The sequence below is a fragment of the uncultured Fibrobacter sp. genome (assembly GCF_900316465.1).
In the GTDB taxonomy this organism is placed as follows: domain Bacteria; phylum Fibrobacterota; class Fibrobacteria; order Fibrobacterales; family Fibrobacteraceae; genus Fibrobacter.
Genome location: NZ_ONDD01000012.1, coordinates 57,504 through 81,540, shown reverse-complemented (window position 1 = coordinate 81,540; position 24,037 = coordinate 57,504). Strand labels below are relative to the sequence as shown.

The window sequence follows — 24,037 nt, the reverse complement described above, 5'->3', positions numbered from 1 at the left end:
GCGGTACATACGAGAGCTGCCTGCAAACGAGAATATAGCGATGTATTTTTGCGTAAAATTTTGCGCATAGATCCTCCTAGACAAAAAGAATTATAGAATATTTACATTGTCTTTAGGAGGGGGGAGCGGACGAAAAATCTGCTTGGAAAACGAAAAAGCCTCTCTTTCGAGAGGCTTTTTTCGCGGGATAGACGAGGCTTGAACTCGCAACCTCCGGCGTGACAGGCCGGTGCTCTAACCAAAATTGAGCTACCACCCCAGTGGTTTTTCGTTTGGTCAGTTTCCTAACCGAACGAGCCAAATATAAAAAGGTTATTCGCGCTTGTCAAGGGATATTTGGGAAAAAACTTGATTTTTAATGAAAAAAATGAAAGTGCGCATCGTCACACGCGGGTATTCAATCTCTTGAAATCGCTGTATGTATTACTTAATATTGTGCTGGTGTTTTTATAGAGGTGTTTGTCATGTTTGGACATCCAAAATTTGGTGTCGAAGTTTCTGAAAATAACGGAACTTTGACTCTTGCTTTACAAGGTGTAATCGAATCGTCGACAGCGGAAGCTTTTGAAGCGGAAATGGCGTCGGCCTGTTCCAAATCCAAGAATCTTGTTGCGGACTTTGATAAGGTGAATTTCATTTCGTCTGCCGGACTTCGTGTACTCTTGACATCTCAAAAGAAGATGATTGCCGAAAAGGGTAAACTGACGCTTATCAATTTGCATCAAAGCGTCCGCGAAGTATTGGAACTGACTGGGTTTACCAGTTTGCTGAATATAGCTTAGGCTGTGACGTAGGCAGCCGAAATCGCGCTAGAATTGTACTCTGTAAGGGTTTGCCTTGAAAAGCTTTCGACCCTTGGTGTCGAAATAGTAGCCGCGGCTAGGCATTTTCGTTCGCGTGACCGGGTGGTTCACAATAGATGTTGTGTGACCGTCGGTGTAGACCAAGAAATACTGGTCAATTCGATATTCCCTGACCTTTTCGAAGACAAACCCCGTTTCGTTCTCTTTAACCCTATAGTAACGGTCGGTGAGTTCTCGGGTTTCCATATTGCTGGAGCTTGCGTCTTCCTTCATCTTGTAGAATTCGTGGCACACATGTTTGTTGTCTTTGTCGTTCACAATGAAAGAATAACCGACAGTGTCATTTGAAGAAGTGATGTTGTAACTAAATAGGGTGTCATTTTTCAGGTAAATTTCAGAACGATATTGATTGTCTTTGGGGGAGAGTTCATGATAATCGCCTATGAGACGATTCTTGAAAAATTTCAAATGAACTTCTGTAACGCTCGCTTCATTTTCATCATCGCCCGGTTCTCTGAGAATGGCATCTATAAACGTTGTATCGCCGAGATGGCTTTTGTTGTAAGCGATGCTGTTGTCGGCAGCAGGGGAGTTGATGTCGTTTATCAAATAAATAACGATCGTATCCGATGTCAATGCACCTCGGTCTGTCATTTCGCGTTCAATTACAACTCGACCTTGCTCACGTATATATTTATAAGAACTGGAGTCCTCGCTATCGATGAAATCCACAAAGTATTTATCAATGATGACATCGTCTTCATTAAGGTAAAAACTGCCCTTGTCTTTCGAAAATAAGAATTGTCCTTCTGTACAAGTAATGGCATGGGCTGCAGCCGCCAACATCAAGCTGAAAATAAAAAAGCGCATCTGTTACTCCTCTTTTTTGGACAAAATATAAAAAAAGGCCCCGTTCTTTCGAACGGGAGCCTTTTTGTAAAGGGAGATCCCCACCTTGGTGGCCATGCGCACTAAGCACTAAAGTGCTAAGTGCTGTCCGCCCGCCTTCGCGGGGATGACATCCTTGCGGCTTACAGGCTGATCAACCCTTCCGTATCCTTGGACATGGCGTCGTAGAATGCATAGCGTGCATCAACTTCCTTCTGGAGGTCGTCGGCGAGCTTCTTGGCAACTTCCGGATTGTTACGGGTGAGCTGCTTGTAGCGGTTTTCGGTGTAGATGTATTCTGCGACCGGAATCGTCGGCTTCTTGGAGTCGAGGATAAGCGGAGCCTTTCCTTCGGCGGCGAGAGCCGGGTTGTAGCGGAGCAGAGTCCAGTAACCGGAATCCACAGCCATCTTCTGGTGCTGAAGCTGGCTGTTGAGATCGAAACCGTGGTTGATGCAGGGGCAGTAGCAGATGATCAGCGACGGACCATTGTGTGCTTCCGCTTCCTGGAGAACCTTCAGGGCCTGAGCGTCGTTTGCACCGAGGGCGATACGGCCCACGTAAACGTTCTTGTAGCTCATGGCGATGAGGCCGAGGTCCTTCTTGCCGGCGCGCTTACCGGCGGCGGCGAAGAGGGCGACTGCGCCACGGTTCGTGGCCTTGGAAGCCTGTCCACCGGTGTTGGAGTACACTTCGGTATCGAGGACGCAGATGTTCACGTTTTCACCGGTTGCCATGACGTGGTCGAGACCACCGTAACCGATGTCGTATGCCCAACCGTCACCACCGAAGATCCACACGGACTTCTTCACGAGGTAATCGGCGAATTCGTCGCGGAGGCTGACGGATGCTTCGTCGGTAGCACCGGCGAGAGCGGCCTTAAGGGCGGCGACGTTTTCACGCTGGGCCTTGATGCCGGCTTCGTCGGACTGGTCCTGGGTCGTGAGCTTTTCCTTGAGTTCGGCAGGAACGTTCACGGCTTCGAGGAGGCTAAGAGCCTGCTTGGTATGCTTCGTGATAGCGAGGCGCATGCCGAGACCGAATTCTGCGTTGTCTTCGAAGAGGCTGTTGGCCCAAGCGGGACCGCGGCCTTCCTTGTTCTTTGCCCACGGTGTGGTCGGGAGGTTACCGCCGTAAATGGAGGAGCAACCCGTAGCGTTGGCGACAACCATGCGGTCACCGAACAGCTGGGAAACGAGACGCACGTAAGCGGTTTCGCCGCAGCCTGCGCAAGAGCCGGAGAATTCGAACAGAGGTTCGAGGAGCATTGCCTGCTTGACGAGGTTCTTGTTGACCTTGGTACGGTCGAATTCCGGGAGGTCGACGAAGAAGTCCCAGCACTTGCCTTCCTGGACCTTGATGGGTTCCTGCGGCACCATGTTGATGGCCTTCTTGGTTTCGTCGGCCTTGTCCTTACCGATACAGGCCTGCGTACAAACGCCGCAACCCGTACAGTCGTAGCTGGACACGGAAATCGCGAATACCGGCTTGTCGGAACCTTCGAGCTTGAAGCCCTTGGCCGGGGTGTACTTGAAGCCTTCCGGAGCGTTCTTCACTGCGGATTCGTCAACGACCTTCACGCGGATGGCTGCATGCGGGCAGACCATGGCGCACTTGCCGCACTGCACGCAAGCGTCCGGATTCCAGGACGGGATGTTGAGGGCGAGGTCGCGCTTTTCGTACTTGGTGGTAGCGGTCGGGAACACGCCGTCGCAAGGCATCTTGGAAACGGGGAGGAGTTCGCCGTTGCCCTTGATGATTTCTGCGGTGACTTCGTTCACGAACTTCGGAGCGTTGCCGTGGATCGGAGCGCGGAATTCCTTGGTGCTGGTGACAGTAGCAGGAACCTTGACTTCGAACAGGTTAGCAAGAGAGGCGTCGATAGCGTCCCAGTTCTTCTGGACCACTTCCTGACCCTTCTTGGCGTAAGTCTTTTCGGCATACTTCTTGATGTACTTGATGGCGGTTTCGGCGTCGAGCACGTTACCGAGCTTACTGAAGAAGCAGGTCTGCATCACGGTGTTGATGCGGCGGCCCATGCCGGTCTTCGCGGCAACGGCGTAGGCGTCGATTACGTACACCTTGAGGTGCTTCTTGATGATTTCTTCCTGCACCGGACGCGGGAAGGTATCCCACACGGTGTCGGCGGAGTGCGGTGTATTCACGAGGAAGGTAGCGCCATCCTTCGCGTACTTCAGCATGTTCACGGATTCCAGGTGCGGAGTGTGGTGGCATGCCACGAAGTCGGCTTCGTTTTCGCCAATCAGGTACGGGGCGTCGATGATGCTCTTACCAAAGCGGAGGTGAGAGGTAGTCATGGAGCCGGACTTCTTGGAGTCATAGACGAAGTAGCCCTGTGCGTAGTTGTCGGTTTCGTTACCGATAATCTTGATGGAGTTCTTGTTGGCACCCACGGTACCGTCGGAACCCAGACCGAAGAACATAGCCTGGAAGAAGTCGCTTTCAAGCTTGAAGTTCGGGTCGATGGTGAGGCTGGTGTGGCAAACGTCGTCGTTGATACCGACGGTGAAGCGTGCCTTCGGGTCAGCCTTGGCCAGTTCGTCGTAAATGGCCTTGACCATAGCCGGGGTGAATTCCTTGGAGGAAAGACCGTAGCGGCCGCCGATCATCTTCGGCATAGCCATCTTGCCGGCCATCACGGCTTCGCTGATTGCGGTCAGGGCATCCTGGAAGAGCGGTTCGCCAGCGGAACCCGGTTCCTTGCAGCGGTCGAGGACGGCAATCTTCTTGACTGTCTTCGGGAGGGCTGCAACCACGGCTTCCATCGGGAACGGACGGTACAGGCGAATGTTCACGAGACCGACCTTTTCGCCCTTGGAGTTGAGGTACTTGACGGTGTCACCGATGGTGCAGGTCGAAGAACCCATGGAAATGATCACGCGGTCAGCGTCGGCGGCACCGACGTAGTCCACGATGTGGTACTGACGGCCAGTGTAGCTAGCAACCTTGTCCATGTACTTCTGGACAATTTCCGGAACCTTCAGGTAGAACGGGTTCACCGTTTCGCGGCCCTGGAAGTAGACGTCCGGGTTCTGTGCGGTACCGCGCATGGTCGGGCGGTCCGGGGTGAGGCAGCGTTCACGGCAAGCCTTCACGTACTTTTCGTCGATGACGTTACGGATAACGCCGTCTTCGAGAGCTTCGATCTTCATCACTTCGTGGGAGGTGCGGAAACCGTCGAAGAAGTGCATGAACGGAACGCGGCTTTCGAGAGTGGATGCGTGGGCCACGAGAGCGAGGTCCTGGCATTCCTGCACGCAGCTGGAGGCGAGCATGGCAAAGCCGGTCTGGCGGCAAGCCATCACGTCGGAATGGTCACCGAAAATAGAAAGGCCCTGCATGGCAAGGGCACGGGCAGTCACATGGAAGACCGTGGGGGTCAGTTCGCCCGCAATCTTGTACATGTTCGGGATCATCAACAGAAGACCCTGGGAAGCGGTGAAGGTCGTGGTGAGGGCACCGGCCTGCAGAGCACCGTGAACGGTACCGGCAGCGCCACCTTCGGACTGCATTTCAAACACGCGGGGAACCTGTCCCCAAATATTCTTCTTGCCTGCAGCACTCCAGTTGTCGGCGTGCTCAGCCATAGGACTAGACGGTGTAATCGGGTAAATAGCCGCAACTTCGCTAACAGCAAATGCTACGCTAGCGGTGGCTTCGTTACCGTCACACGCAATCATCTTTTTTGCCATGTGTGTCTCCAATTTTTAGGTTTTTTCGAAAAAATCTGATCATATACACCTCGGGCATGTGGCGCACACCCGTGGCGCAAAAATCCGTAGAGAAAAATATAAAGATTAAAGGGGAATGAACATACATTTTTTGAAAAAATGCGTAAATCTAGGGGTGTTTCTTTATTGTATATTTGCTCCATGCGATTGTGGCTTTCGACATCTCCTGACGATTTTGCTTCGGAATTTGACGATATTGAGCAAATGTTTTCCCGCGGGCTTTCGCGCCTGATTTTGCAGAAGCGCGGGCGAGGGGGCTCTCCTTATGCCACCGAAAGCGATTATGAACGTTGGCTTTTGTCGCTCCCGATGGATTGCCGTGACCGTATTTGGGTGCGTGGCACGCCGGATTTGGCGGAGCGCCTAGATGCTCGCGGGTGCGTTGCCGAGGCTGGCTCGTTGCTGGGCGATGTCCCCGAAAGCTGGAAACGCGTGAATACGGTCGCCTTTTGCCGGAGCCTGGATCAGCTGGAACAGCTGCCGGAGTGGGTGTCCGGAGCGCTTGTGGGGCCGGTATTCCAGCCGCAATCGGTGTATGAACCGGTCAAATTTCACGGAATTGAGCCTGTTTTGGGCAAATTAAACGCTTTAGCCGGTTCAAAAATCCCGCAGGTGATTGCTTTTGGCGGCGTTGACCACGAAACGCTCGACGAAATCAAAAAACTCCCGGTGCAGGGAGTCTCTGTTCTCGGGGGCATCTGGAATTATGTCGACCCGGTCAATGCATTTATTAAGTTATCGCGCGCGATTCAATTCTAACGCAAATTTATTTTTTGAGGTTAGACCATTTCACGCCATTGGCATAGACATCCTTACGGAGGTACTTGCCATGGGTTTGCGGAACACTCTTTAAGCGATTACCGAGGAAATCATAATATTCGGTTCGAAGAGGACGACCGCTAAAGTTCAAACGGCTTTGTGAAACAATCGTCGTAGTGGTGTCCGGTTCCTTGTAGGGCTTGTCGGGGTCGTCTACGACCATCTTGATCCTGGCTTGGCTCTTGCAGCCGGTTTCGTTGGTGTAGGTCACGGTGTAGTAACCGCTAAAGTCTCCGTCCACATTCTTGAGGGTGTTTTCGCGGGTGGTGGACTTGAATCCGTTCGGACCTTCCCAGCTCCAAATCTTGCCGTCCCACGGGTGCGGGCCAAAGGTGACTGATGCGCCCTTGGCAACCTTCAAGTCAAGCGATTCGTTCCAGCCGCCGTCGCCGACTTTGCTGTACGGGATAATCTTGGTGCCACTGCACGGGGCTACGACCTTCTTGCCATCGCAAACACCGATAGAATCGGGAATGTCAATGACTCTCGGCTCAAAGTCCGGAGTGGGGAAGGCCTTCATGAGGGCTGCCGTCTCCTGGGCGGTAATCGGGAGAATGGTTCCGTGGCGGGGCGTGAATGCGCCGCTTGTCTTGGTATCCTGTACGAACTTGAAGTTTTCGAGGTCGGAACTGCTCGTAAATTGATAATGTCCGTTCATGTAGCAATCGTACATGAGCACCCAGGAATTCTGGTTAATCAGCTTGAAAACGCCTGCACCTTCTACGGCTTCGGTCGTTTGCTGCAGGGCCTTGCTCGGTTTGCTCCACTGCGAACCCGAAGTGGCTCCGCTCTTAGGCATGAGCGTCTGTGCGGTCACCTTGCAGATTCCGCCGTCGCCTTCGTTCTTGTAGAAGGCATGATACTTTTTGTCGACCGGGTTATAGACGATATCCATATCGATAGTCGATTTGCCGCGGTCAAAGAAATGCTGCGGGTCGCCTTCCAAGTCGGTAAAGTCCTTGTTCGAGTAGGCATAGAATACCTTGTCGTAGCTGATGGTGCCATCATTGGTCAGGAGGGAGAAGTACACGAGCGGGCGGCCCTTGGTGCCGTCTCCGTTGTCGTAGGTGTCGTCCCAGAAGGTTTCGGGGGCCCAGACACGGGTCACGTTCGCGAAGTTCTTGCCCTTGTACTTGTCGGGGAAATGTACGGTGGCGTGCTTCCAGTTGATGAGATCGCGGGACTTCATGAGCACCATGCCGCGGTTGCTTGCCCAGCCCTCGGCGCTCTTCATGTCGGTATTCACCATGTAGAACCAGCCATCGGGCGCACGCAATACATGCGGGTCGCGGAGCCCCTTCTTGATACTCACGGTGTCGGCGGCTACCACGCGCTTTCCGTTGTTCATGGCGGTAAAGCTGTAGCCGTCGTTGCTCAGCGCGTAGTAGATATTCTCGTTGTCGTTGGCCGGGAAATACGCGAAAAGGTAGTTGGAGTAGGGTTCGTACCCATGGATGGAGACCTTGAGCGGTACGTCCTGCGTCTTTGTGCTCAGGCCGTCGTGGATGGTTGCCGTGAGTGTTACTTCCTTGTTTTCGCCGACAAGTCTTCCGTTAATGAGACCGTTGTGGGTGAGGAACAGGGTGTCGCTGCTTTCCCAGGTGATGGGGAAGGTCTCTCCGAGGATTTTTATAGTATCGAGGAGGGGGAGGTCGGTATACAGGTCGTTGGCGGAGTTGCCAAAACTCTTGCTTACGCTGTCAACTGCGCGCCAGAAGGGGGCTACATCGACTTGTGCAAAAGACGCTCCTGCTAAAGCGATTGCCAACGGTATAATTTGCTTCATCTCTAAATCTCCGAACCTGTAAAAGTATAGGCTAATGACCATCCATAAATATAATTCCACTTTTAGAGGGCGTTTTGTCAATTTTAATAAGAATATTGACTTTTTTTCCATACCCCTTTTGTACATTATATCACATGTTGTAAGGGGGGAAACATATAAAAATGTTGCAAAAGGGCTTTTTCTCAAAAAAAATGGCATATTCCAAGTTGGAATAAGTTGAGTTGGTCTATTCAGGCCACTAAACATTATATTAGGGTTATATGGAACGGAAGCGCGCAAAGATTTTGGTAATTGACGACACGAAGACGAATATTGAAGTGCTCGAGGGGATTTTGTCCAGCGAGTACGACGTTTTTGTGGCCTTAGATGGCAAAAAAGGCCTTGTTTTGACCGAAAAAGTCAAACCGGACCTGATTTTGCTCGATGTGATGATGCCCGAAATGGATGGTTACGAGACTCTTCGCCAAATGAACGAAAAGAAACTGGTCGAAAATACGCCCGTGCTGTTCCTGACGGCAAAAGCCGATTCCAAGAGTGAACAAATCGGGCTTGACCTGGGGGCAGTCGATTACATTACTAAGCCCTTCCACCCGAACTTAGTGCAGCTCCGTATTAAAAACCAGCTGGAATTTAAACAGCAGCGTGACCATTTGCAGGAACTGGTCGAAGAAAAGACCCTCGATTTGCGTAAAACCCTCAAGGTCATGCTGACAAGCCTCGGTGCGCTTGCCGAATACCGAGATCCCGAAACGGGCGCTCACATTAAGCGTACGCAGGTATTGGTGCAGATGCTTGCCGAGACTTTGCGCGAGCATCCTCGCTTTAAAGCGGCGATTCCGAATAACGAATATATCGATTACTATGCGACAGCGGCTCCGCTCCACGACATTGGTAAAGTCGGTATTCCTGACGAAATTTTGCGTAAACCGGCTCGCCTGAACGATGAAGAATGGGCGATTATGAGTACGCATGCGCAAAAGGGCTACGATGTCTTGGTGAATGCCACGCACGAACTCAAGGACCATCCGTTGGTCAAGATTTGTGCCGATATTATCTTGAATCACCATGAACGATTTGATGGCACCGGTTACCCGAACAAGCTCAAGGGCGACGATATTCCGGTAGGGGCGCGCTTGATGTCGGTGGCCGACGTGTACGATGCCCTGGTCTCGAAGCGCCCGTATAAAGAAGCTTTCCCGCACGAAGTGGCTGTCGAAGAAATCTTGAAAGGCAAGGGAACTCAGTTTGACCCCGATGTCGTCGATGCCTTTATGTCTTTAGAATCCAAGCTGCCCGAGATTTACGATCATTTTAAGGAAAATCCTTAAAAAGGAGTGGCCTTGTCCCGTAACCCGCTGAACGCACAACGTCGTCGTTTACGTAACCGCATTTCTGTGGTTTACATGCTACCGACATTGCTTGCGGCAGTGGCGATGGTCCTTATTTTTTCGCATGCGGTGCGTTCCATGCTGGTGGATTCTGCCGTCGCGAATACCGAAACGGCTCTCCGTGAACGCGTGCAGACCGAAGTGGAAGCGTTCTTGAAGGTTCGCGAAGAAAACTTCCTTGTCGCCGCAAAGCGTGTACAGCAGGTGACCAAGGACAAGGCGATAAGGCCGATTCTTTATAAGCAGACTCAGAGTGCCGATGGTATTGTCGACGTGTATTTCGGGACGACTGCCGGCGATTTTATTTCGGGCAGGGGAATCAAGCTCGAAAGTGACCAGGCTGAATTCCGTACCAAGAGTTGGTATTTGGAAGCCTCCCGCAAAAGGGGCCTTGCCTACACGGGACCGACGATCCGTAAAAGCCTCAATCGCCAAGTGTTTTCGTTTTCTTACCCGATTTGGGACAGCAACCATAAGTTCAGGGGTGCTGTAGGCGAAGATGTCAATTTGCATAAGGTGCGCTTGACTCTTGGAGCGCTTGCCAAGGAAGAAGGCGGCATTACCATGTTGGTGGGCAGTGAAAACGATAATCTGTTCACGTATTTCCCGTACGAAACGAACCGCGGTAAGGTCTTGCAGGACAGTGTCGAAGAATTGTTGGAACTTGTATCTGACAAATTCAGTTCTGACACGTTGATGGATGGGCGTATTTTACGTTTTGAAAAGACGAATGAGCACCACCAGCAGTTGATTTTCATGGTAACGCCCTTGAAGCAGTTGCCGTTCTACTTGGTTCATGTAAGTCAGCATAACAAGATTGCTGCTAGTATCGATAATAATTCTTCGACCGTGCTTGGCATTGTGGCGATTTTAGTGTTCGCCTTGGTAGCGCTTGCGGCGATTACCTCGCACTTACTGTTCCGCCGCTATATTCAGCGCGACTTGAATGACAGCGTGAATTCCAGTACACTTTTCGATACGCTTTTGTGGAAAGGCGATAACTTCACGATTATTTTAACGAACGAAAACTTTGATATTCTGCATGCGAGTGCCCATGTGGTCGATTTCTTGAACAATGGCGATGACATGAAAGAAGAAAGCCTGTTCAAGTTCTTCCCCTCGGATGCGTTCAAGAAGTTTGCGCATCGCGTGGCGATGGGCGGGCAGATGCTTGCAAGTGAACGTAAGACTATTGTGCGGGTGCAAAATGCTGATGGTGAAGTAGCATGGTGGGGCATGTCGTTCCAGGCTCTGGTTGAAGATAATGGCGCGACTCGATTCTTGATCATGATCAACGATGAAACGAGCGGAATCCAGAAAGATACGATTCTGGATACGATCATGCTTTCGGGCGATCATTCGATCCTGATTATTTTCGACAAGAACCTGCATATTAAATATATGTCACGCCAACTGGCGGAATTCTTGGGCAAGGAATGGCGCTCGTTTGTCGGAATTTCGATTAATGAACTGAAAGACATGGGCCTCCCGGAATCGATGATTCAGGCCATGATCAAGTCTTACCAGAATGACGAAGTCTGGAAGGATTCTTTGATGCTCAAGCCCGAAAACGGCTCCGAAGAAACTTGGTTCCGCGGCGAAGGCTGTACCTTGAAGGTGCAAGAGACTGTTGTTGGCTACATGCTTTCGATGATTGATATTTCGGAAGTGGTGGCTGCCCGAGAAATTGCAGAGCAGGCGACCCAGGCCAAGAGCGAATTCTTGGCCAACATGAGCCACGAAATCCGCACGCCGATGAATGCCATTATCGGTATGGCCCACTTGATTTCAGAGACGAATCTGGATAATCACCAGCGAGGATTTGTAGACCGCATTGGGCACGCTGCAAAGTCCTTGCTTGGAATCATCAACAATATTCTTGACTTCTCGAAAATTGAGGCGAAAAAGCAGGATTTGGAAATCACGCAGCTTGTGCTGCAAGATGTGATTGACGAGGTGGCGGCTCTTGCCGAGGTGCGTATCGCAGGCCGCCCGATAGAACTGATTGTCGATATCGACCCGGATATTCCTGAAATCTTGATGGGCGACCCGCTCAGGCTTTCGCAGATTTTCACGAACCTGATCAACAACGCGACCAAGTTTACCGAAAAGGGCGACATTACCCTGAGCGTCAAGCTGTTGCAACAGGCGAACAACATGGTCAAGCTGTATATCTGCGTCAAGGATACGGGTATCGGCATGACGCAGGAACAGGTGTCGCGTTTGTTCAACGCATTTACGCAGGCAGATGGTTCTACCACGCGCAAGTACGGCGGTACGGGCCTCGGACTTGTGATTTCCAAGTCGCTGGTGGAACTTATGGGCGGGCAACTCCAAGTTTCGAGTGAATCGGGGGTCGGTTCGCAGTTCTTCTTTACGATTACGCTCCCGGTTGCACCGCAGGCCGGCGAAGAACCCAAGTGGAAAAACGAAGACCGCTTTACGAATAAGAACGTGCTCTTGGTGGACGACTGCGCGAACCTTCGTACGATTTTAAGGCATTACCTGAACAAGTTGCGTTGTGTGGTCGAAGAGGCTAGCTCTGTGGACGAGGCTCTGGATTTGATTCAAGCGCACGAAGAAGCGGGCGAGGCCCCGTACGATTTGTTCCTGGTCGATTATAGTATGCCGATTTTGAACGGATTTGACTTTGTGCATGGCTTGACTGATAACATGAAGTCAATTCCAAAGGTGTTGATGCACCCGATTCATTTCGACGAAAATGAACTGAATGCGGCCAAGAGCCTGGGCTTTAACAGCAACGTGTCTAAGCCGCTCCAGATTAGTACCCTCTTGAGTGCACTGCAAGAAGCCTTCGGTTATTCGCTGACTTACAAGAAGGTGGAAAAGAAGGAAAAGGGCAAGATTTACTTTAAGGAAGCGAAGATCCTGCTGGTCGAAGATAACCAGATGAACCAGGAATTGGCGGTTTCGCTCTTGAATAGCGTTGGCCTTACCGCGATGATTGCGAATAACGGTAAAGAAGCGCTCGACATGCTTAAGAAAGACGCCTTTGACATGGTGCTCATGGATATCCAGATGCCGATTATGGATGGCCTTACCGCGACCAGGGAAATCCGTGCCCGCGAAGATGAATACTTCAAGAAGGTGCCGATTCTGGCCATGAGTGCCCGCGCTTTCCAGAAAGATACCGAAGAATGCCTTGAAGCGGGCATGAACGCGCACATTGTAAAGCCGATTGATCCGACGGTCTTGTACGAAGAAATGGCGAAGTTCTTGCCGGTGGCCGCTGAAACGCCGCATGCAAGCAACGGGCATGATTCCGACCTGTCGCAAGACGACAAGAATTTCATCTCTTATTTCCAGAAAGTGCGCGACTTTGATGCGGAATCGGGCCTTTACCATGCCAATAATAACCGCAATATGTTCCTCAAGATTCTGCAGGGATTTGTGCGCGACTATGGCGGAAATTCGTTCAATTTGCGCTCGCTTATCGAAGAATTCCATTACGAAGAAGCGACCCGCATTGTGCATACCATCAAGGGCCTGTGCGGAACAATTGGGTCTACCCATGTGCAGAACTTGGCGGCCTCGCTTGAAGCGGAACTCGAACAGAAACAGTGTAATTTTGGCAATTACAACGTATTTGAAGAAAAACTGCATGCGCTCATTGAAGACTTGCAGATTGTGCTGACTGACATTGCCTCGGAACAGAATGCGACCGTGCAAAAGTCGCATGACCCCGAAGCCGCACAAAAGCTCATGGCTGCGGTCAAGGCGCTAAAGGATGCGGTGGATACCTGCTCTTCGACCCAGTGCAAGCGTATTCTCGATGGCATTGAAAATATTGCGTTTGAGCCGAACCAAGAAGTTCTGCTCCACAAGTTGAAGGAACTGCTGGACGATTACGACTTTAACGAAGCGTCCGAAATTCTGGATTCTCTCGAAAAGACTCTGGCTTAGTGCAGGACCATCGCCGCGATAAACGCGAGCGCAACAATAATGGCGGCCGCGATGGCGAGCGGGTTCGCCTTGTTCTTCTTTTCGCCGAATTCATTCTCGACAATTTCGTCGTAATCTGGTGTCTCGAGGTCGGTAAATTCCGCGCCCTCGGACCAGCCGGTATCTTTGTCGCTCCCGCAATGCGGGCAGAACGTGGCGTTGTCTTTAATTTCTGAATGGCAATGAGGACAGAGCATGGCGATGTGGGGTTATTTTGTAAACTTGTAGCGGCCTAGCAGGTCGAAGTAACGAGCTTTGGGCGCGATTTTGATGGGTTTGCGGTTTTTGCGGATGGTGTTTGTTTGTTTTGGAACCACAAAAAAGCTTTCACTGATATATGTTGAGTCGTCACTGAAAGATAGAGAAAAACCTTTTTCTGTAGTTTTATATGTGACGTTTGCTATTTCATCACCTTCATATTCATAACATTTGACATCATCTAAAGAATCTGCCACATATACGATTTGTCTTGTCATTCCTCCATTGAAGTTTGAATCTGTATCAAATGTATATACTACTATCATGGAATCTTTTTTCAGGAAATATTCAAAAAGAACATATGCAAATTTTTCGCCTTCTCCTGAAAGAATCTCATTTCTCGTATAGTTTTGTGTCATTTTTATAAAGTCAGTTTCAGCATATACTCCATCTTCATAGCCGATAGCTTGAATGCATAAAGTGTCATGAGCCTCGCATTTTGACAAGAGAATTTCGCGATTTTCATGGCTCAATGCAGATTCGTCTGTATCATAATAACGGTAAGTATAGGTGTCGTATTCAGTATCTTTTATGTGGTCAATTTTTTTATTTGTATAAATGATTTTGTCATTAAATTCGAAATCGAAATGTTTCAAATGCACAGAATCCGCATGTATATCTGTTTCGGGATTGTAACCCATGAATGAATGATATTTATATACGGCGTCTAAGCACGTATTTGCCAAGGCAACAGCGCAGAAAGTCAAAATGACAATATAAATCAGAAAAAATCTTTTATTCATGTGGTTGAATATAACAAAAAACCGCGCGGTTTTACCCGCACGGTCTTTAAGCTTTTTGCTTCGTTGCGATTACAGCTTGTTGTTGGAACCAAGAACGTCAACGATCTTGTGTTCGTACATCTTCTGCATGTTTTCGCGAGCCGGCTTGAGGTACTGGCGCGGGTCGAAGTGTTCCGGATGTTCGTCGAAATACTTACGGATAGCGGCAGTCATAGCGAGACGGCTGTCAGAGTCGATGTTGATCTTGCAAACAGCGGACTTGGAAGCTTCGCGGAGCTGTTCTTCCGGAATACCGACGGCATCCGGGAGCTTACCACCGTGGGCGTTGATGGTGTCCACTTCGTCCTGCGGAACAGAAGAAGAACCGTGGAGCACGATCGGGAAGCCCGGGAGCTTCTTTTCGATGGCGTGGAGCACGTCGAATGCCAGGGGAGGCGGAACGAGCTTGCCAGTCTTCGGGTCGCGAGTGCACTGTTCCGGCTTGAACTTGTATGCACCGTGAGAAGTACCGATGGAGATAGCGAGGGAGTCGCAGCCCGTACGGGTAGCGAAGTCGATCACTTCTTCCGGCTTGGTGTAGTGAGATTCTTCTGCCTGGACTTCGTCTTCCACGCCGGCGAGCACGCCGAGTTCAGCTTCGACGGTCACGTCGTGCTGGTGAGCGTATTCAACAACCTTCTTGGTGAGGGCGATGTTTTCTTCGTACGGAAGAGCAGAACCGTCGATCATCACGGAAGAGAAACCGTTGTCGATGCAGTCCTTGCAGAGTTCGAAAGAGTCACCGTGGTCGAGGTGGAGCACGATCTGCGGATTGGCGCAGCCGAGTTCCTTGGCGTATTCAACAGCACCCTGGGCCATGTAGCGGAGGATGGTGCCGTTTGCGTAGTTACGAGCACCCTTAGAGACCTGCATGATCACCGGAGACTTCTGCTTGACAGCAGCCTGCACGATGGCCTGCATCTGTTCCATGGTGTTGAAGTTGAAAGCCGGGATAGCGTAGCCACCCTTAACAGCCTTTGCAAACATTTCCCTGGTGTTCACCAGGCCGAGTTCCTTGTAAGAAACTGCCATTGTTTTACCTCTTGATTTGATTGGCGACTTGCATCGCCGGTTTAAAAGTTACGGGGCTAAAAATAGCAAATTTAAACTGCTTTGTCACGCAAAATGCAAAAAAAGAAACCCCGCACCAAGTGCGGGGTGACTTTAGTGGAAAAGTATTCCGTTAGGCTTACTTCGCTTCCTGCTGCTGAAGAGCCTTGTCCTGGATCACGAGGTCCACGCGACGGTTCTTCTGGCGGCCTTCCTTGGTGGAGTTGTCGGCGACCGGCATGGTCATACCGAGACCCTTGGCTGTGAGTCGATTTTCGGCGATACCCTGTTCCACAAGGAATGCCTTCACGTTATCGGCACGCTGCTGGGAAAGCTTCATGTTGTGTTCTTCGGAACCAGTGTTGTCGGTGTTACCTTCAATGGACACATTGAACTGCTGGTACACAGAAAGAATACCGGCCACCTTGGCAAGACTCGTCTTGAGGTCTGCCTTAAGGTCAGCCTTGTTCACGGCGAACAAGATGTCCGACATGGAAAGGATAATGCCGCGGGCGGACTTGGTCACCTGAATCATCTGGGACTGCAGTTCGTTCAGCTTGTTCATGGCTTCCTGCTGGCGAGCTTCGGCCTTGGCGCGTTCTTCGGCAAGTTCCTTCTGGAGGTCGGCTTCACGCTGGTTGGCAGCCTTCAAAGCGGCTTCCTGGGCGGCAGCTTCGGCCTGGAACTTTTCCTGGTTCTGCTGCATTTCGGCCTGGAGGCGGGCTTCCTGGTCCTTCATCTTGGCCTTTTCGGCTTCGAGGTCGTTCACCTTACCGGTGCGGGCCTTGTTGATCTGTTCCTGAATAGCTTCGATAGAACGAGCGGTAGCGGCGCGCTTTTCCCACTTTTCAGCAGTGCTGTTGCGAACTTTCTGGGTTTCGGCCTGGGCGGCAATCGTCTTGGCGTAGGTGTCGCACTTGGCGGCGAGAGCCTTGGTCTGTTCAGATTCGGCATCGTCGTTGTAGGCGGCGTCGAGATCCATGAGGTTGGCCTTGGCGGCAGCAAGAGTGTACTTTGCAGAGGTGGCGTTGGCCGGAATATTCTTGGCTGCGTTATCAATTGCGGTCTGGCATGCTTCTACAGCGTTCGGACCTTCGGCTTCTTCGGCAGCAAAGGAGAATGCTGCTGCCATGGCACTAATTACTAAAAGATTTCTCGTTTTCATTACTTGGCTCCTCCGTTCTTGGTTTCCTGGTCAAGGATGTTCTGGTAAAGGAGCTTGCGTTCCACATCGCTTCTCAGTTCCTTTTCAACCTTTTCGTCTTCTTTCTTGGCGGCGTCAAGTTCTGCATTTGCAATAGCGAGCTTGTATTCAAGAGTGCTTTGTTCGGCGAGTGCGTAGGCTTCTTCTTCTTCACCGTCGGCCTGCAGGGCCTTGGCGGAATCGAGCTTTGCGTTGGCGGATTCAAGCTGAGCGGCGCCAACATTGGCTTCTTGTGCAATAGTCTTGTTGGAGTCGGCATATTCAATCGACTTGGTAGCATTTACGCCACCGGCACAACCGGAAAGTGCGGCGAGGGCTATAATGGCCATTCCCGCAACGAGCATTCTGGATTTCATTAAAATCTCCTTTTGGGGGTTAAAAGTCGATTTCTAATATACAAAAAATGAGTTTATTCGCTTCACCAACGGTCTTCTACCAACTAAAAATTTACTTGCGTATGGCAAAGTTTGAATATAAATTTACATTCGGTGATTGGATTGGAGTTTGCATGAAATTTTTTAGCCCCGCATTATGTTCTTTTGCCTTAGTGGCTTGCCTTGCTGGCAATGCCTTTTCGGCTGTTGAATACACTTTGCACAAGTCTGCGAATCCGACTTCCGATGAGCAAGATGCCTATAAGCGCATCACGACTGTCATGGATTCGGCCGTCAAAATGTATAACACTTATTCGAACCTCTCGAAGTTCATCAACGTCTATTACGCACCTGGCGTGCCCACGGCCGAGGCCAGCAGTAACGGTGACTTGCGCTTTGGCGAAAACCGTAGCTACATGGTGGTGCCCACAGCCATGCACGAGATGGCGCACACGATGGGTGTCGGAACCACGTCGGAATATGCGGCAACATGTGTAGACGGTGTCTTCAGGAATGACAAGGTTCAGGCGAAACTTCGTGAGATGGATGGCCCGAACGCGGAACTCCATTGCGATCGTCAGCATATCTGGCCGTATGGTTTGAACCAGGCAAGCGAAGCCAAGTCCGAACAGGACCTGATCAACCATGTGATTCTCGTGGAGACCATTTACCAGCAGCTGTTCAAGGTGGCGTTCTACAAAGAGGGGAGAATCAAGTCCCTTGGCGATACAAAAAAATGCATGGGAATCACTTCGAGTAACGCTCTGGAATTGATGGATTGTAAGGATACGGCGACCTTCGTGAAGATTTTCTCGGTGGGCGACAACCCGGTTACATACTACATTCAGCTCGGGAACCGCGTCGTGGATATCCCGAACGAATCCACAGCGGCTGGCATTAGAGCGGCAACCTACGGTTATAATGGCGGTGCTCACCAGCGGTATGTATTTGAAGGCGCTCCGGTCAATACACCGAACGCATTCTACCTCAAGAATTACAAGAGCGGGCATTATCTGCAGTCGGTGAGTAATACCGTAGTGCAGAATCCGAAACAGCAGAACGATTCGTTCATCTGGCAGATTCAGGAAACTATCAAGGAAGATACTTCGGCTACAGACACTTCAGCTGCAGATACCTCTGTCGCGGATACGAGCAAGCAAGATACTTCCAAGACGGATATTGCCGCAAAGCAAATTGTCCGCATGCAGCAACTCCGCCTGCCGACGAGAACCTTCGACCTTAAGGGCCGCGCTGTTCGCAAGCAGGCGCTAAGCCGCAGGCGTGGGACGATTTTATTTAACAGGTGAAATCAATTTTAAAAGCTGATTCTGAACCAAGTTCGGAATGACTAAAAACGAAAAAGACCTTCTTTTCAGAAGGTCTTTTTTCGCGGGATAGACGAGGCTTGAACTCGCAACCTCCGGCGTGACAGGCCGGTGCTCTAACCAAAATTGAGCTACCACCCCAAATCGTTTCCGATTTTCGGTAGTGGGCGATAACGGATTCGAACCGCTGACATTCTGCTTGTAAGGCAGACGCTCTGAACCAACTGAGCTAATCGCCCGAAAGGGTTTACTTGTCCTGCTTTTTGCCTTTCCAGAGGATTCCGACCGGAATGACCACGAGATAGGCGGCAACCAAGATAAGCGGTGCAACCGTGAGAGAAACCGGATTGTCTGCAGGGCCAGTGGCGAGGCAAATGAATCCGATAACAAGGAGCAACACACCGACTGCAATAAGAATGATATTCTTTTTATCCATCAGTAAGTCCTCATCTCAAGATTACGAAGCCAAATATACAAAGTTTACGGCGCTTGTCAACCGATTTTGGGCTAAAAAACGCACTTTTTTTTATTTCTGTCCCGGGTACTTCACGCGAGTATGGTACGTTCCATCCAAACTATCCAGGAATGCCCGTTCGAGCTTGAATAGTTCCCTAATGGACAGGTTACATTCGTTGAACTGGCCTTCGGTGAAGCGGCTTTCGATGGTCTTGTGGATCATGGCGGCCAAAGCTTCGGGGCTCGTGTCGGTCATGGAACGGCTGGTCGCTTCGATAATGTCGGCGAGCATCAAGATAGCCGTTTCCTTGCTCTGCGGCTTAGGGCCCTTATAGCTGTAATCTTCGACCTTGACTTCTTCGCCAGTTTCCTTGGCGTTTTCAAGAGCCTTGTGGTAGAAGTACTGGATAATCGAAGAACCGTGGTGTTCGCGGATGCCTGCGGCCACGAGCGACGGAATATTGTATTCGTTGGCAAGGGCGGTACCCTGTTCCACGTGTCCGGTAATGATCTTCACTGACTGCAGCGGGTCGATGTTGTTGTGCGGGTTGATTCCTTGCTTCTGGTTTTCGGTAAAGTATTCCGGGCGCATGGTCTTACCGATGTCATGGTAAAGCGCCATTACGCGCACCAGCAGGGAATTGGCACCAATGCTGTCGGCCACGTGTTCGGCAAGGTTGGATACCTGAATGCTGTGGTGGAATGTACCGGGGGCGTATTCCGAAATGCGCTTGAGGGCCGGGCGGTTAAAGTCCGACATTTCCATAAGCGTAAGCACCGTGGTGATACCGAAAATGCGTTCCATCAAGTGAATCAGGGCGACAGATGTCAAGGCATAGCAAAGCACGATGTTTGCGCTTGCGGCCATCAGGTTCTGGTAGAAAGCTTCGAACGAAAGTCTGTTGCGCAGCAGGAACATCACGCTAATGGCAGCGGCCATTGCCAAAACGCCCACGATAATACCCCAGACGAACTGCACTCTGTAGCGCATGCGGGCAATCGGTGCGGTTGCTGCGATGGTCACGGCAATCGCGCATGTCATGGCGGCCAGATCGTAGCCGTTCAAGATGCCAAAAATCATGGCCGAAAATACGGTGAACGCAAGGCCGATGTGGCGGTCGTAAAGCACGGTCGCGGTAATCGGCGCAAAGGCGAACGGGTAAATCCACATGAGGTCCAGATTTTCGGGAATGATGGAAATGTTGATGTTGTTGATGCTTCCAGACAGGTGGTGAATGACCCAGAAAGCGATAATCTGGAGCATGGCAAGAGCAATCAAACTCCAAAGCTGGCGTGCGTTCTTGAACATGCCTCTAGAGGGCGTGTTGTACAGGAACAAGAAGAAGAACGAGATAATCAGGACAAAGATAAGGGCGTTACCGTAGATGGCGGTAAAGGTTTTGGAGTTTTCTTCTTTCTGCTGGGCGCGCTGCAAGGCGTCAATTTTTTCGAGAATTTCCTTGGTAATGGGTGCGCCCTGCGCCACGATTTCCATACCGCGCGGCACCATGCCCTTAATAAGTGTCACCTTTTTGCGGGCGTCTTCGCGGCTTGCGATGGTTTCTTTTTCGAGGTAGAAAACGTTCGGCATCATGAACACGAACAACGTTTCGTAGAAGGCGCTCAAAAGTCCCTGTTCGTTGGGGAAGCTCATCTGGAGCTGGGCGAATGCTTCATCGATACGGCGGCGGAGCGGCTGGATGTTGCTTGCTTCGACTGTCGTCTTTTCGTTGTCCTTGATGAGCGTGATGTTCGGCTTGGTGTAGACGATGTACTTGAAATCTTGCAGGTTGTAGTTGTCGCGGTAAAGCTGGGCTGCCGTTTCGGTGCTGGCGATGAATGTGTTAGAAACGCCGGCCTGAAGCATGCGGTTGAATACATTCATGAGCGAGTCGCGGGCCTTGGAGTTAAGGCTCAGCGGTTTAATGGCCGAAGTAGAAATGCGCTGCTTTAAGACTTCGTAAATGCGGGATGCCTGCACCACCTTGGACTGCAGGGTAGAGTCGCTTTCGCCGCTTGCGGTCAGCTGGTTAATTTGGATTTGCAAGGAACCATACTGGGCGAGCTTGTGCAGGAACGACTTGAGGTCTTCGGAGACTCGGTTCGTCTCGTCGCTGTTGTAACCGAAAATAGCGTTTACCTTTTCGGCGGCGCGGGTCTTTTCGGCTTCGATTTCCTGTTCGGATTTGGGCACTTCGAAGTTGATGGGGGCGACAATTGTACGCGTGCTCACCTGGCCCAAGTGCGGGCGTTCGGACTGGAGCGCGATGTTCTTATCGGGGAACATGAAAATCGCGGCGGCGACAATCAAAACCCAGCCGATAATAAAATGAAGTCTAGTCTGTTTCTTTTTCATATCTAGCCAATTGTCTTTAGTGAATTGTCTATAGAAATTAGATTATTCTCAGCGTTCTTTTTCGTACGCATTTAAGATGTCTTTGACGAGCGGGTGACGGAGCACGTCGGTTGCCTCGAATTCCACTTGTGCAATGCCGCGAATGCCCTTGAGCAGCTTCATGGCGTGCACAAGACCCGACTTTTGGCCCTTGCCCAGGTCAACCTGCGTTGCATCGCCAGTGATGATTGCCTTACTGTGTTGGCCAAGGCGCGTGAGGAACATCTTCATCTGTTCGGGCGTGGTGTTCTGCGCTTCGTCTAGAATAATGAAGGCTCGCTTGAGGGTGCGGCCGCGCATGTAGGCGAGCGGGGCGACTTCGATAGCGCCTGTTTCTTCGTACTTGCGGAGTTTTTCCACTGGCAAGAGCTCGGCGAGACTGTCGTGAATGGGGCGCAGGTACGGCGCGATTTTTTCTTTGAGGTCGCCGGGCAGGTAGCCCAAGGATTCGCCAGCTTCGACTGCCGGGCGAACTAGGCAAATGCGCTCTGCCTCATGCCGTTCAAGGCTTGCAACCGCAAGCGTTACTGCCAAAAAGGTCTTGCCGGTGCCTGCAGGGCCCTTGGCAAAAATGATGTCATTCTGTTCGACCGCCCGTACCAGTTCGGCCTGCGCTTTTGTCTTTGCGAATACAGAAACGCCCATGCGGTTTCTGAAAATCGGGGTGGCAGGGATGGTATCCGGGTTGTTGAAATCGCTGATGGCGGCGTCAGCCGGATCGATCAACTTTTCAAGTTGTCGTGCCGTTAAGACCTTGCCGTTCTTGGCCGCCATTTTCAGCTGGTCGAGTACAGCAAAAACTCCCGTCGTATCACCGTTTTCTTTGGGAATAATGCGGAGGCCCGGGAGTCTTGTCTGTATTTCAACACAAAAACGGCTCTCCAATAAGCGGAAAACCGTTTCGTTCTCGCCTGAAATCATTCGTTTCAGGTCGTCCGATAAAGAATAGCGTAATTCGTTCATCGAGAACGTGTCAGCTATAAATTATTCCTCGGAAGCAGGAGCTGTAGAGATACCGAGCTTGTTCTTGGCTTCGAAGATTTCCTTGCGGAGCTTGTGGTTTTCTTCGGTAATGGCGACAGCTTCGTCTTCGGTCTTTTTCAGCTTGTTTTCGTCAATCTTTTCCTTCGGAGCAGATCTCTGGGCAGACGGCGTTCCGCTATCGTCGCCATAATCTTCGTCGCTAGAAGAACCACCGGAAGAGCCGGCGCAAGCGGTGAACAGTGCTACAGTTGATGCTGCAAGGATCAATTTCCAATTTTTAAAAAGAGACATTTAATCAGGCTCCATTCTAGTCTGTGATGCCTCAAATGTATATAATTTAAAGCAAAAGCGGTGCGAAAAAGGTAAATTTATACCGAAATTTTACCTATTTAGAGGCAAAAAAATGGTCGAAAAGTCAATTTCTAAGCCCTATTCGCAAGTTTTTATATCGTCTGACCGCTACAATTCCAAGAATTTGTACAGAAAACGCCGCAAGGCCATGCTCAAGGAGCTCGATTCGTTCTGCGTTTTTGCAGGAATCCCCATGGATCCCGGAACTGAAGAAGCCTACGTGCAAATCTGGAATAAAATGGTGCAGGAACCAGCCTTCATGTTCCTGACGGGTATCAACCAGGCGGGTTGCTACTTGCTGCTCGACCCTAAAACCGATGAAGAAATCCTGTTCGTGCCACCCAAGGACCCGTTCAAGGAATTCTGGAATGGCAAGCGCCTGGGCTTTTTGGAAGGCGATAACGAAGTTGCCCGCATTACGGGAATCCAAGATGTACGCCCGGTGGATGAACTCATGGATACGGTGGTTGCCCGCGCGAAAAAGCTTCCGAAGGGGAGCTACGCTTACGCCTATTACTTTGAAAAATTTAAGGAAGACCACAACGACCGGTTCAGGCGCCAGCTGCTCAAAGCGCTCAAGCCTACAGGCATCAAGCTCAAGAGTGCCGCGGCTTTGCACTGGTCGCTTAGACTTCCGCTGGAACCTGAACGCGTTTTGGATGCCGAGGCGGCGCAGGCGGTAACGAATAACGCCTTCTGTACGGTGCTTGCCGAAATGAAGACTTTCAAGACTGAGCGTGAATTGGGCTTGAAGTTGGATTATGAAATGCAACGTGAAAGCGACGGTGACTTGGCTTTCCCGACCATTGTGGCAGGCGGCGCAAATGCATGCTGCTTGCACTATGTCAAGAAAGACGAACCGTTGAAGGCGGGGGAGCTGGTGCTCCTGGATTTTGGCATTCGCATCGGAAGCCTGCATAGCGATATTTCCCGCACCATTCCTGTGTCCGGCAAGTTCAGCCCACTGCAGAAACTGCTGTACCAGATTGTACTTGATTCTGCGCTGGAATACCAGAAACATGTGCGTCCGGGCGTTTCGCTTAAGGAAATTGGGATGGTTCCTTGGGACTACATTATGCAGGAATTGGAAACCCGCTTGGTTAAAGGCGCGAAGGGTTCGTACAAATTATTGTATGACAAGCGCCCGCACGGGGTAAGCCATTTTATCGGCGAACAGATTCACGAAGGCGAACCGGGAACCCGCTCCTTGGATACTGTTTTAAGGCCTGGAATGTTGATTTCTTGCGAACCGGGGCTTTACGGCGAATTCAAGGCGACCATTGGTGGCAAGACCTACCGCGAAAAAATCGGTATCCGCATCGAAGATGACCTACTAATTACGAAGGACGGCTTCAGGAACATTTCTAAAGATATCCCGAAAACGGTGGATGATTTGGAACGGCTGATGAAGTAGGCTTGTTGCTAAAACCATTGTATTTTCCTAAATTTTCGCCGAAAA

General features: G+C 50.8%; 18 protein-coding genes and 3 tRNA genes. 6 read left to right on the top strand and 15 right to left on the bottom strand.

The features are described 5' to 3' along the window. Positions 1-183: 183 nt before the first annotated feature. Positions 184-259: transfer RNA gene (locus QZN53_RS06445), tRNA-Asp, on the bottom strand. A 205-nt stretch (positions 260-464) separates the two neighbouring features. On the opposite strand from QZN53_RS06445, the gene QZN53_RS06440 reads away from it, so the two are divergent. Continuing rightward, positions 465-782, top strand: coding sequence for an STAS domain-containing protein (locus QZN53_RS06440; protein WP_163438076.1), 318 nt, complete (start codon positions 465-467; stop codon positions 780-782). 27 nt (positions 783-809) lie between these two features. Here the strand turns inward: QZN53_RS06440 and QZN53_RS06435 are convergent, their stop codons facing one another. Then, the gene (locus QZN53_RS06435) at positions 810-1,673 is read right to left on the bottom strand and encodes a hypothetical protein (protein WP_163438074.1); all 864 of its coding nucleotides are present in this window, start codon (positions 1,671-1,673) and stop codon (positions 810-812) included. Positions 1,674-1,834: 161 nt separating this feature from the next. Next, on the bottom strand, positions 1,835-5,404 hold the full coding sequence (nifJ, locus tag QZN53_RS06430) for a pyruvate:ferredoxin (flavodoxin) oxidoreductase (protein WP_163438072.1): 3,570 nt from the start codon (positions 5,402-5,404) through the stop codon (positions 1,835-1,837). A 180-nt stretch (positions 5,405-5,584) separates the two neighbouring features. Here nifJ and QZN53_RS06425 point away from each other — a divergent pair, with 180 nt between their 5' ends. Next, entirely contained in the window at positions 5,585-6,202 is a 618-nt protein-coding gene (locus QZN53_RS06425; protein ID WP_163438071.1) for a thiamine phosphate synthase, read from the top strand. A gap of 7 nt (positions 6,203-6,209) precedes the next feature. On the opposite strand, the gene QZN53_RS06420 is transcribed toward QZN53_RS06425, so the two are convergent. After that, positions 6,210-8,048 (bottom strand): glycoside hydrolase family 43 protein, encoded by a 1,839-nt coding sequence (locus QZN53_RS06420; RefSeq protein WP_294652108.1) that lies wholly within the window; start codon positions 8,046-8,048, stop codon positions 6,210-6,212. Positions 8,049-8,308: 260 nt separating this feature from the next. Between QZN53_RS06420 and QZN53_RS06415 the strand changes: the two genes are divergently transcribed. Both QZN53_RS06415 and QZN53_RS06410 read left to right on the top strand, forming a co-directional pair. After that, positions 8,309-9,376: an HD domain-containing phosphohydrolase gene (locus QZN53_RS06415; RefSeq protein ID WP_163438069.1), complete on the top strand. Its 1,068-nt coding sequence runs from the start codon at positions 8,309-8,311 to the stop codon at positions 9,374-9,376. A gap of 12 nt (positions 9,377-9,388) precedes the next feature. Then, positions 9,389-13,360, top strand: coding sequence for a response regulator (locus QZN53_RS06410; protein WP_163438067.1), 3,972 nt, complete (start codon positions 9,389-9,391; stop codon positions 13,358-13,360). Here QZN53_RS06410 and QZN53_RS06405 read toward each other — a convergent pair. The 5 genes from QZN53_RS06405 to QZN53_RS06385 form a co-directional block, all read right to left on the bottom strand. After that, positions 13,357-13,596, bottom strand: a complete 240-nt coding sequence (locus QZN53_RS06405; protein WP_163438066.1) for a zinc ribbon domain-containing protein — start codon at positions 13,594-13,596, stop codon at positions 13,357-13,359. The genes QZN53_RS06410 and QZN53_RS06405 overlap by 4 nt on opposite strands. A gap of 12 nt (positions 13,597-13,608) precedes the next feature. After that, entirely contained in the window at positions 13,609-14,400 is a 792-nt protein-coding gene (locus QZN53_RS06400; protein ID WP_163438064.1) for a hypothetical protein, read from the bottom strand. A gap of 69 nt (positions 14,401-14,469) precedes the next feature. Continuing rightward, on the bottom strand, positions 14,470-15,471 hold the full coding sequence (locus QZN53_RS06395) for a class II fructose-bisphosphate aldolase (RefSeq protein WP_163438062.1): 1,002 nt from the start codon (positions 15,469-15,471) through the stop codon (positions 14,470-14,472). A gap of 157 nt (positions 15,472-15,628) precedes the next feature. Then, the gene (locus tag QZN53_RS06390) at positions 15,629-16,654 is read right to left on the bottom strand and encodes an OmpA family protein (protein WP_294652105.1); all 1,026 of its coding nucleotides are present in this window, start codon (positions 16,652-16,654) and stop codon (positions 15,629-15,631) included. Next, positions 16,654-17,049, bottom strand: coding sequence for a hypothetical protein (locus QZN53_RS06385; protein ID WP_163438060.1), 396 nt, complete (start codon positions 17,047-17,049; stop codon positions 16,654-16,656). The genes QZN53_RS06390 and QZN53_RS06385 overlap by 1 nt, the downstream gene beginning before the upstream one ends. Before the next feature lie 152 nt (positions 17,050-17,201). Here QZN53_RS06385 and QZN53_RS06380 point away from each other — a divergent pair, with 152 nt between their 5' ends. Continuing rightward, positions 17,202-18,374, top strand: coding sequence for an RICIN domain-containing protein (locus QZN53_RS06380; RefSeq protein WP_163437982.1), 1,173 nt, complete (start codon positions 17,202-17,204; stop codon positions 18,372-18,374). An 83-nt stretch (positions 18,375-18,457) separates the two neighbouring features. Here QZN53_RS06380 and QZN53_RS06375 read toward each other — a convergent pair. The 6 genes from QZN53_RS06375 to QZN53_RS06350 form a co-directional block, all read right to left on the bottom strand. Further along, positions 18,458-18,533 (bottom strand) — tRNA-Asp (locus tag QZN53_RS06375). A 23-nt stretch (positions 18,534-18,556) separates the two neighbouring features. Continuing rightward, a tRNA-Val gene (locus tag QZN53_RS06370) sits at positions 18,557-18,631 on the bottom strand. Positions 18,632-18,639: 8 nt separating this feature from the next. Beyond that, the gene (locus QZN53_RS06365; RefSeq protein WP_163438058.1) at positions 18,640-18,828 is read right to left on the bottom strand and encodes a DUF3098 domain-containing protein; all 189 of its coding nucleotides are present in this window, start codon (positions 18,826-18,828) and stop codon (positions 18,640-18,642) included. Positions 18,829-18,918: 90 nt separating this feature from the next. Beyond that, a complete protein-coding gene (locus QZN53_RS06360) occupies positions 18,919-21,204 on the bottom strand; it encodes an HDIG domain-containing metalloprotein (protein WP_163438056.1) in 2,286 nt (761 codons plus the stop codon). Between the two features lie 48 nt (positions 21,205-21,252). Continuing rightward, entirely contained in the window at positions 21,253-22,206 is a 954-nt protein-coding gene (locus tag QZN53_RS06355; RefSeq protein WP_163438054.1) for a PhoH family protein, read from the bottom strand. Positions 22,207-22,227: 21 nt separating this feature from the next. Continuing rightward, positions 22,228-22,518, bottom strand: a complete 291-nt coding sequence (locus QZN53_RS06350) for a hypothetical protein (RefSeq protein WP_072797777.1) — start codon at positions 22,516-22,518, stop codon at positions 22,228-22,230. Positions 22,519-22,630: 112 nt separating this feature from the next. On the opposite strand from QZN53_RS06350, the gene QZN53_RS06345 reads away from it, so the two are divergent. Further along, a complete protein-coding gene (locus tag QZN53_RS06345; RefSeq protein ID WP_163438046.1) occupies positions 22,631-23,992 on the top strand; it encodes an aminopeptidase P family protein in 1,362 nt (453 codons plus the stop codon). Positions 23,993-24,037 lie beyond the last annotated feature (45 nt).

Coding starts and splice junctions, on each gene's coding strand:
- QZN53_RS06425 (WP_163438071.1), top strand. CDS start 5,585: ATGCGATTGTGGCTTTCGACATCTCCTGACGATTTTGCTTCGGAATTT.
- QZN53_RS06435 (WP_163438074.1), bottom strand. CDS start 1,673: ATGCGCTTTTTTATTTTCAGCTTGATGTTGGCGGCTGCAGCCCATGCC.
- QZN53_RS06355 (WP_163438054.1), bottom strand. CDS start 22,206: ATGAACGAATTACGCTATTCTTTATCGGACGACCTGAAACGAATGATT.
- QZN53_RS06350 (WP_072797777.1), bottom strand. CDS start 22,518: ATGTCTCTTTTTAAAAATTGGAAATTGATCCTTGCAGCATCAACTGTA.
- QZN53_RS06385 (WP_163438060.1), bottom strand. CDS start 17,049: ATGAAATCCAGAATGCTCGTTGCGGGAATGGCCATTATAGCCCTCGCC.
- QZN53_RS06365 (WP_163438058.1), bottom strand. CDS start 18,828: ATGGATAAAAAGAATATCATTCTTATTGCAGTCGGTGTGTTGCTCCTT.
- QZN53_RS06380 (WP_163437982.1), top strand. CDS start 17,202: ATGAAATTTTTTAGCCCCGCATTATGTTCTTTTGCCTTAGTGGCTTGC.
- QZN53_RS06390 (WP_294652105.1), bottom strand. CDS start 16,654: ATGAAAACGAGAAATCTTTTAGTAATTAGTGCCATGGCAGCAGCATTC.
- QZN53_RS06420 (WP_294652108.1), bottom strand. CDS start 8,048: ATGAAGCAAATTATACCGTTGGCAATCGCTTTAGCAGGAGCGTCTTTT.
- nifJ (WP_163438072.1), bottom strand. CDS start 5,404: ATGGCAAAAAAGATGATTGCGTGTGACGGTAACGAAGCCACCGCTAGC.
- QZN53_RS06405 (WP_163438066.1), bottom strand. CDS start 13,596: ATGCTCTGTCCTCATTGCCATTCAGAAATTAAAGACAACGCCACGTTC.
- QZN53_RS06395 (WP_163438062.1), bottom strand. CDS start 15,471: ATGGCAGTTTCTTACAAGGAACTCGGCCTGGTGAACACCAGGGAAATG.
- QZN53_RS06360 (WP_163438056.1), bottom strand. CDS start 21,204: ATGAAAAAGAAACAGACTAGACTTCATTTTATTATCGGCTGGGTTTTG.
- QZN53_RS06345 (WP_163438046.1), top strand. CDS start 22,631: ATGGTCGAAAAGTCAATTTCTAAGCCCTATTCGCAAGTTTTTATATCG.
- QZN53_RS06400 (WP_163438064.1), bottom strand. CDS start 14,400: ATGAATAAAAGATTTTTTCTGATTTATATTGTCATTTTGACTTTCTGC.
- QZN53_RS06415 (WP_163438069.1), top strand. CDS start 8,309: ATGGAACGGAAGCGCGCAAAGATTTTGGTAATTGACGACACGAAGACG.
- QZN53_RS06440 (WP_163438076.1), top strand. CDS start 465: ATGTTTGGACATCCAAAATTTGGTGTCGAAGTTTCTGAAAATAACGGA.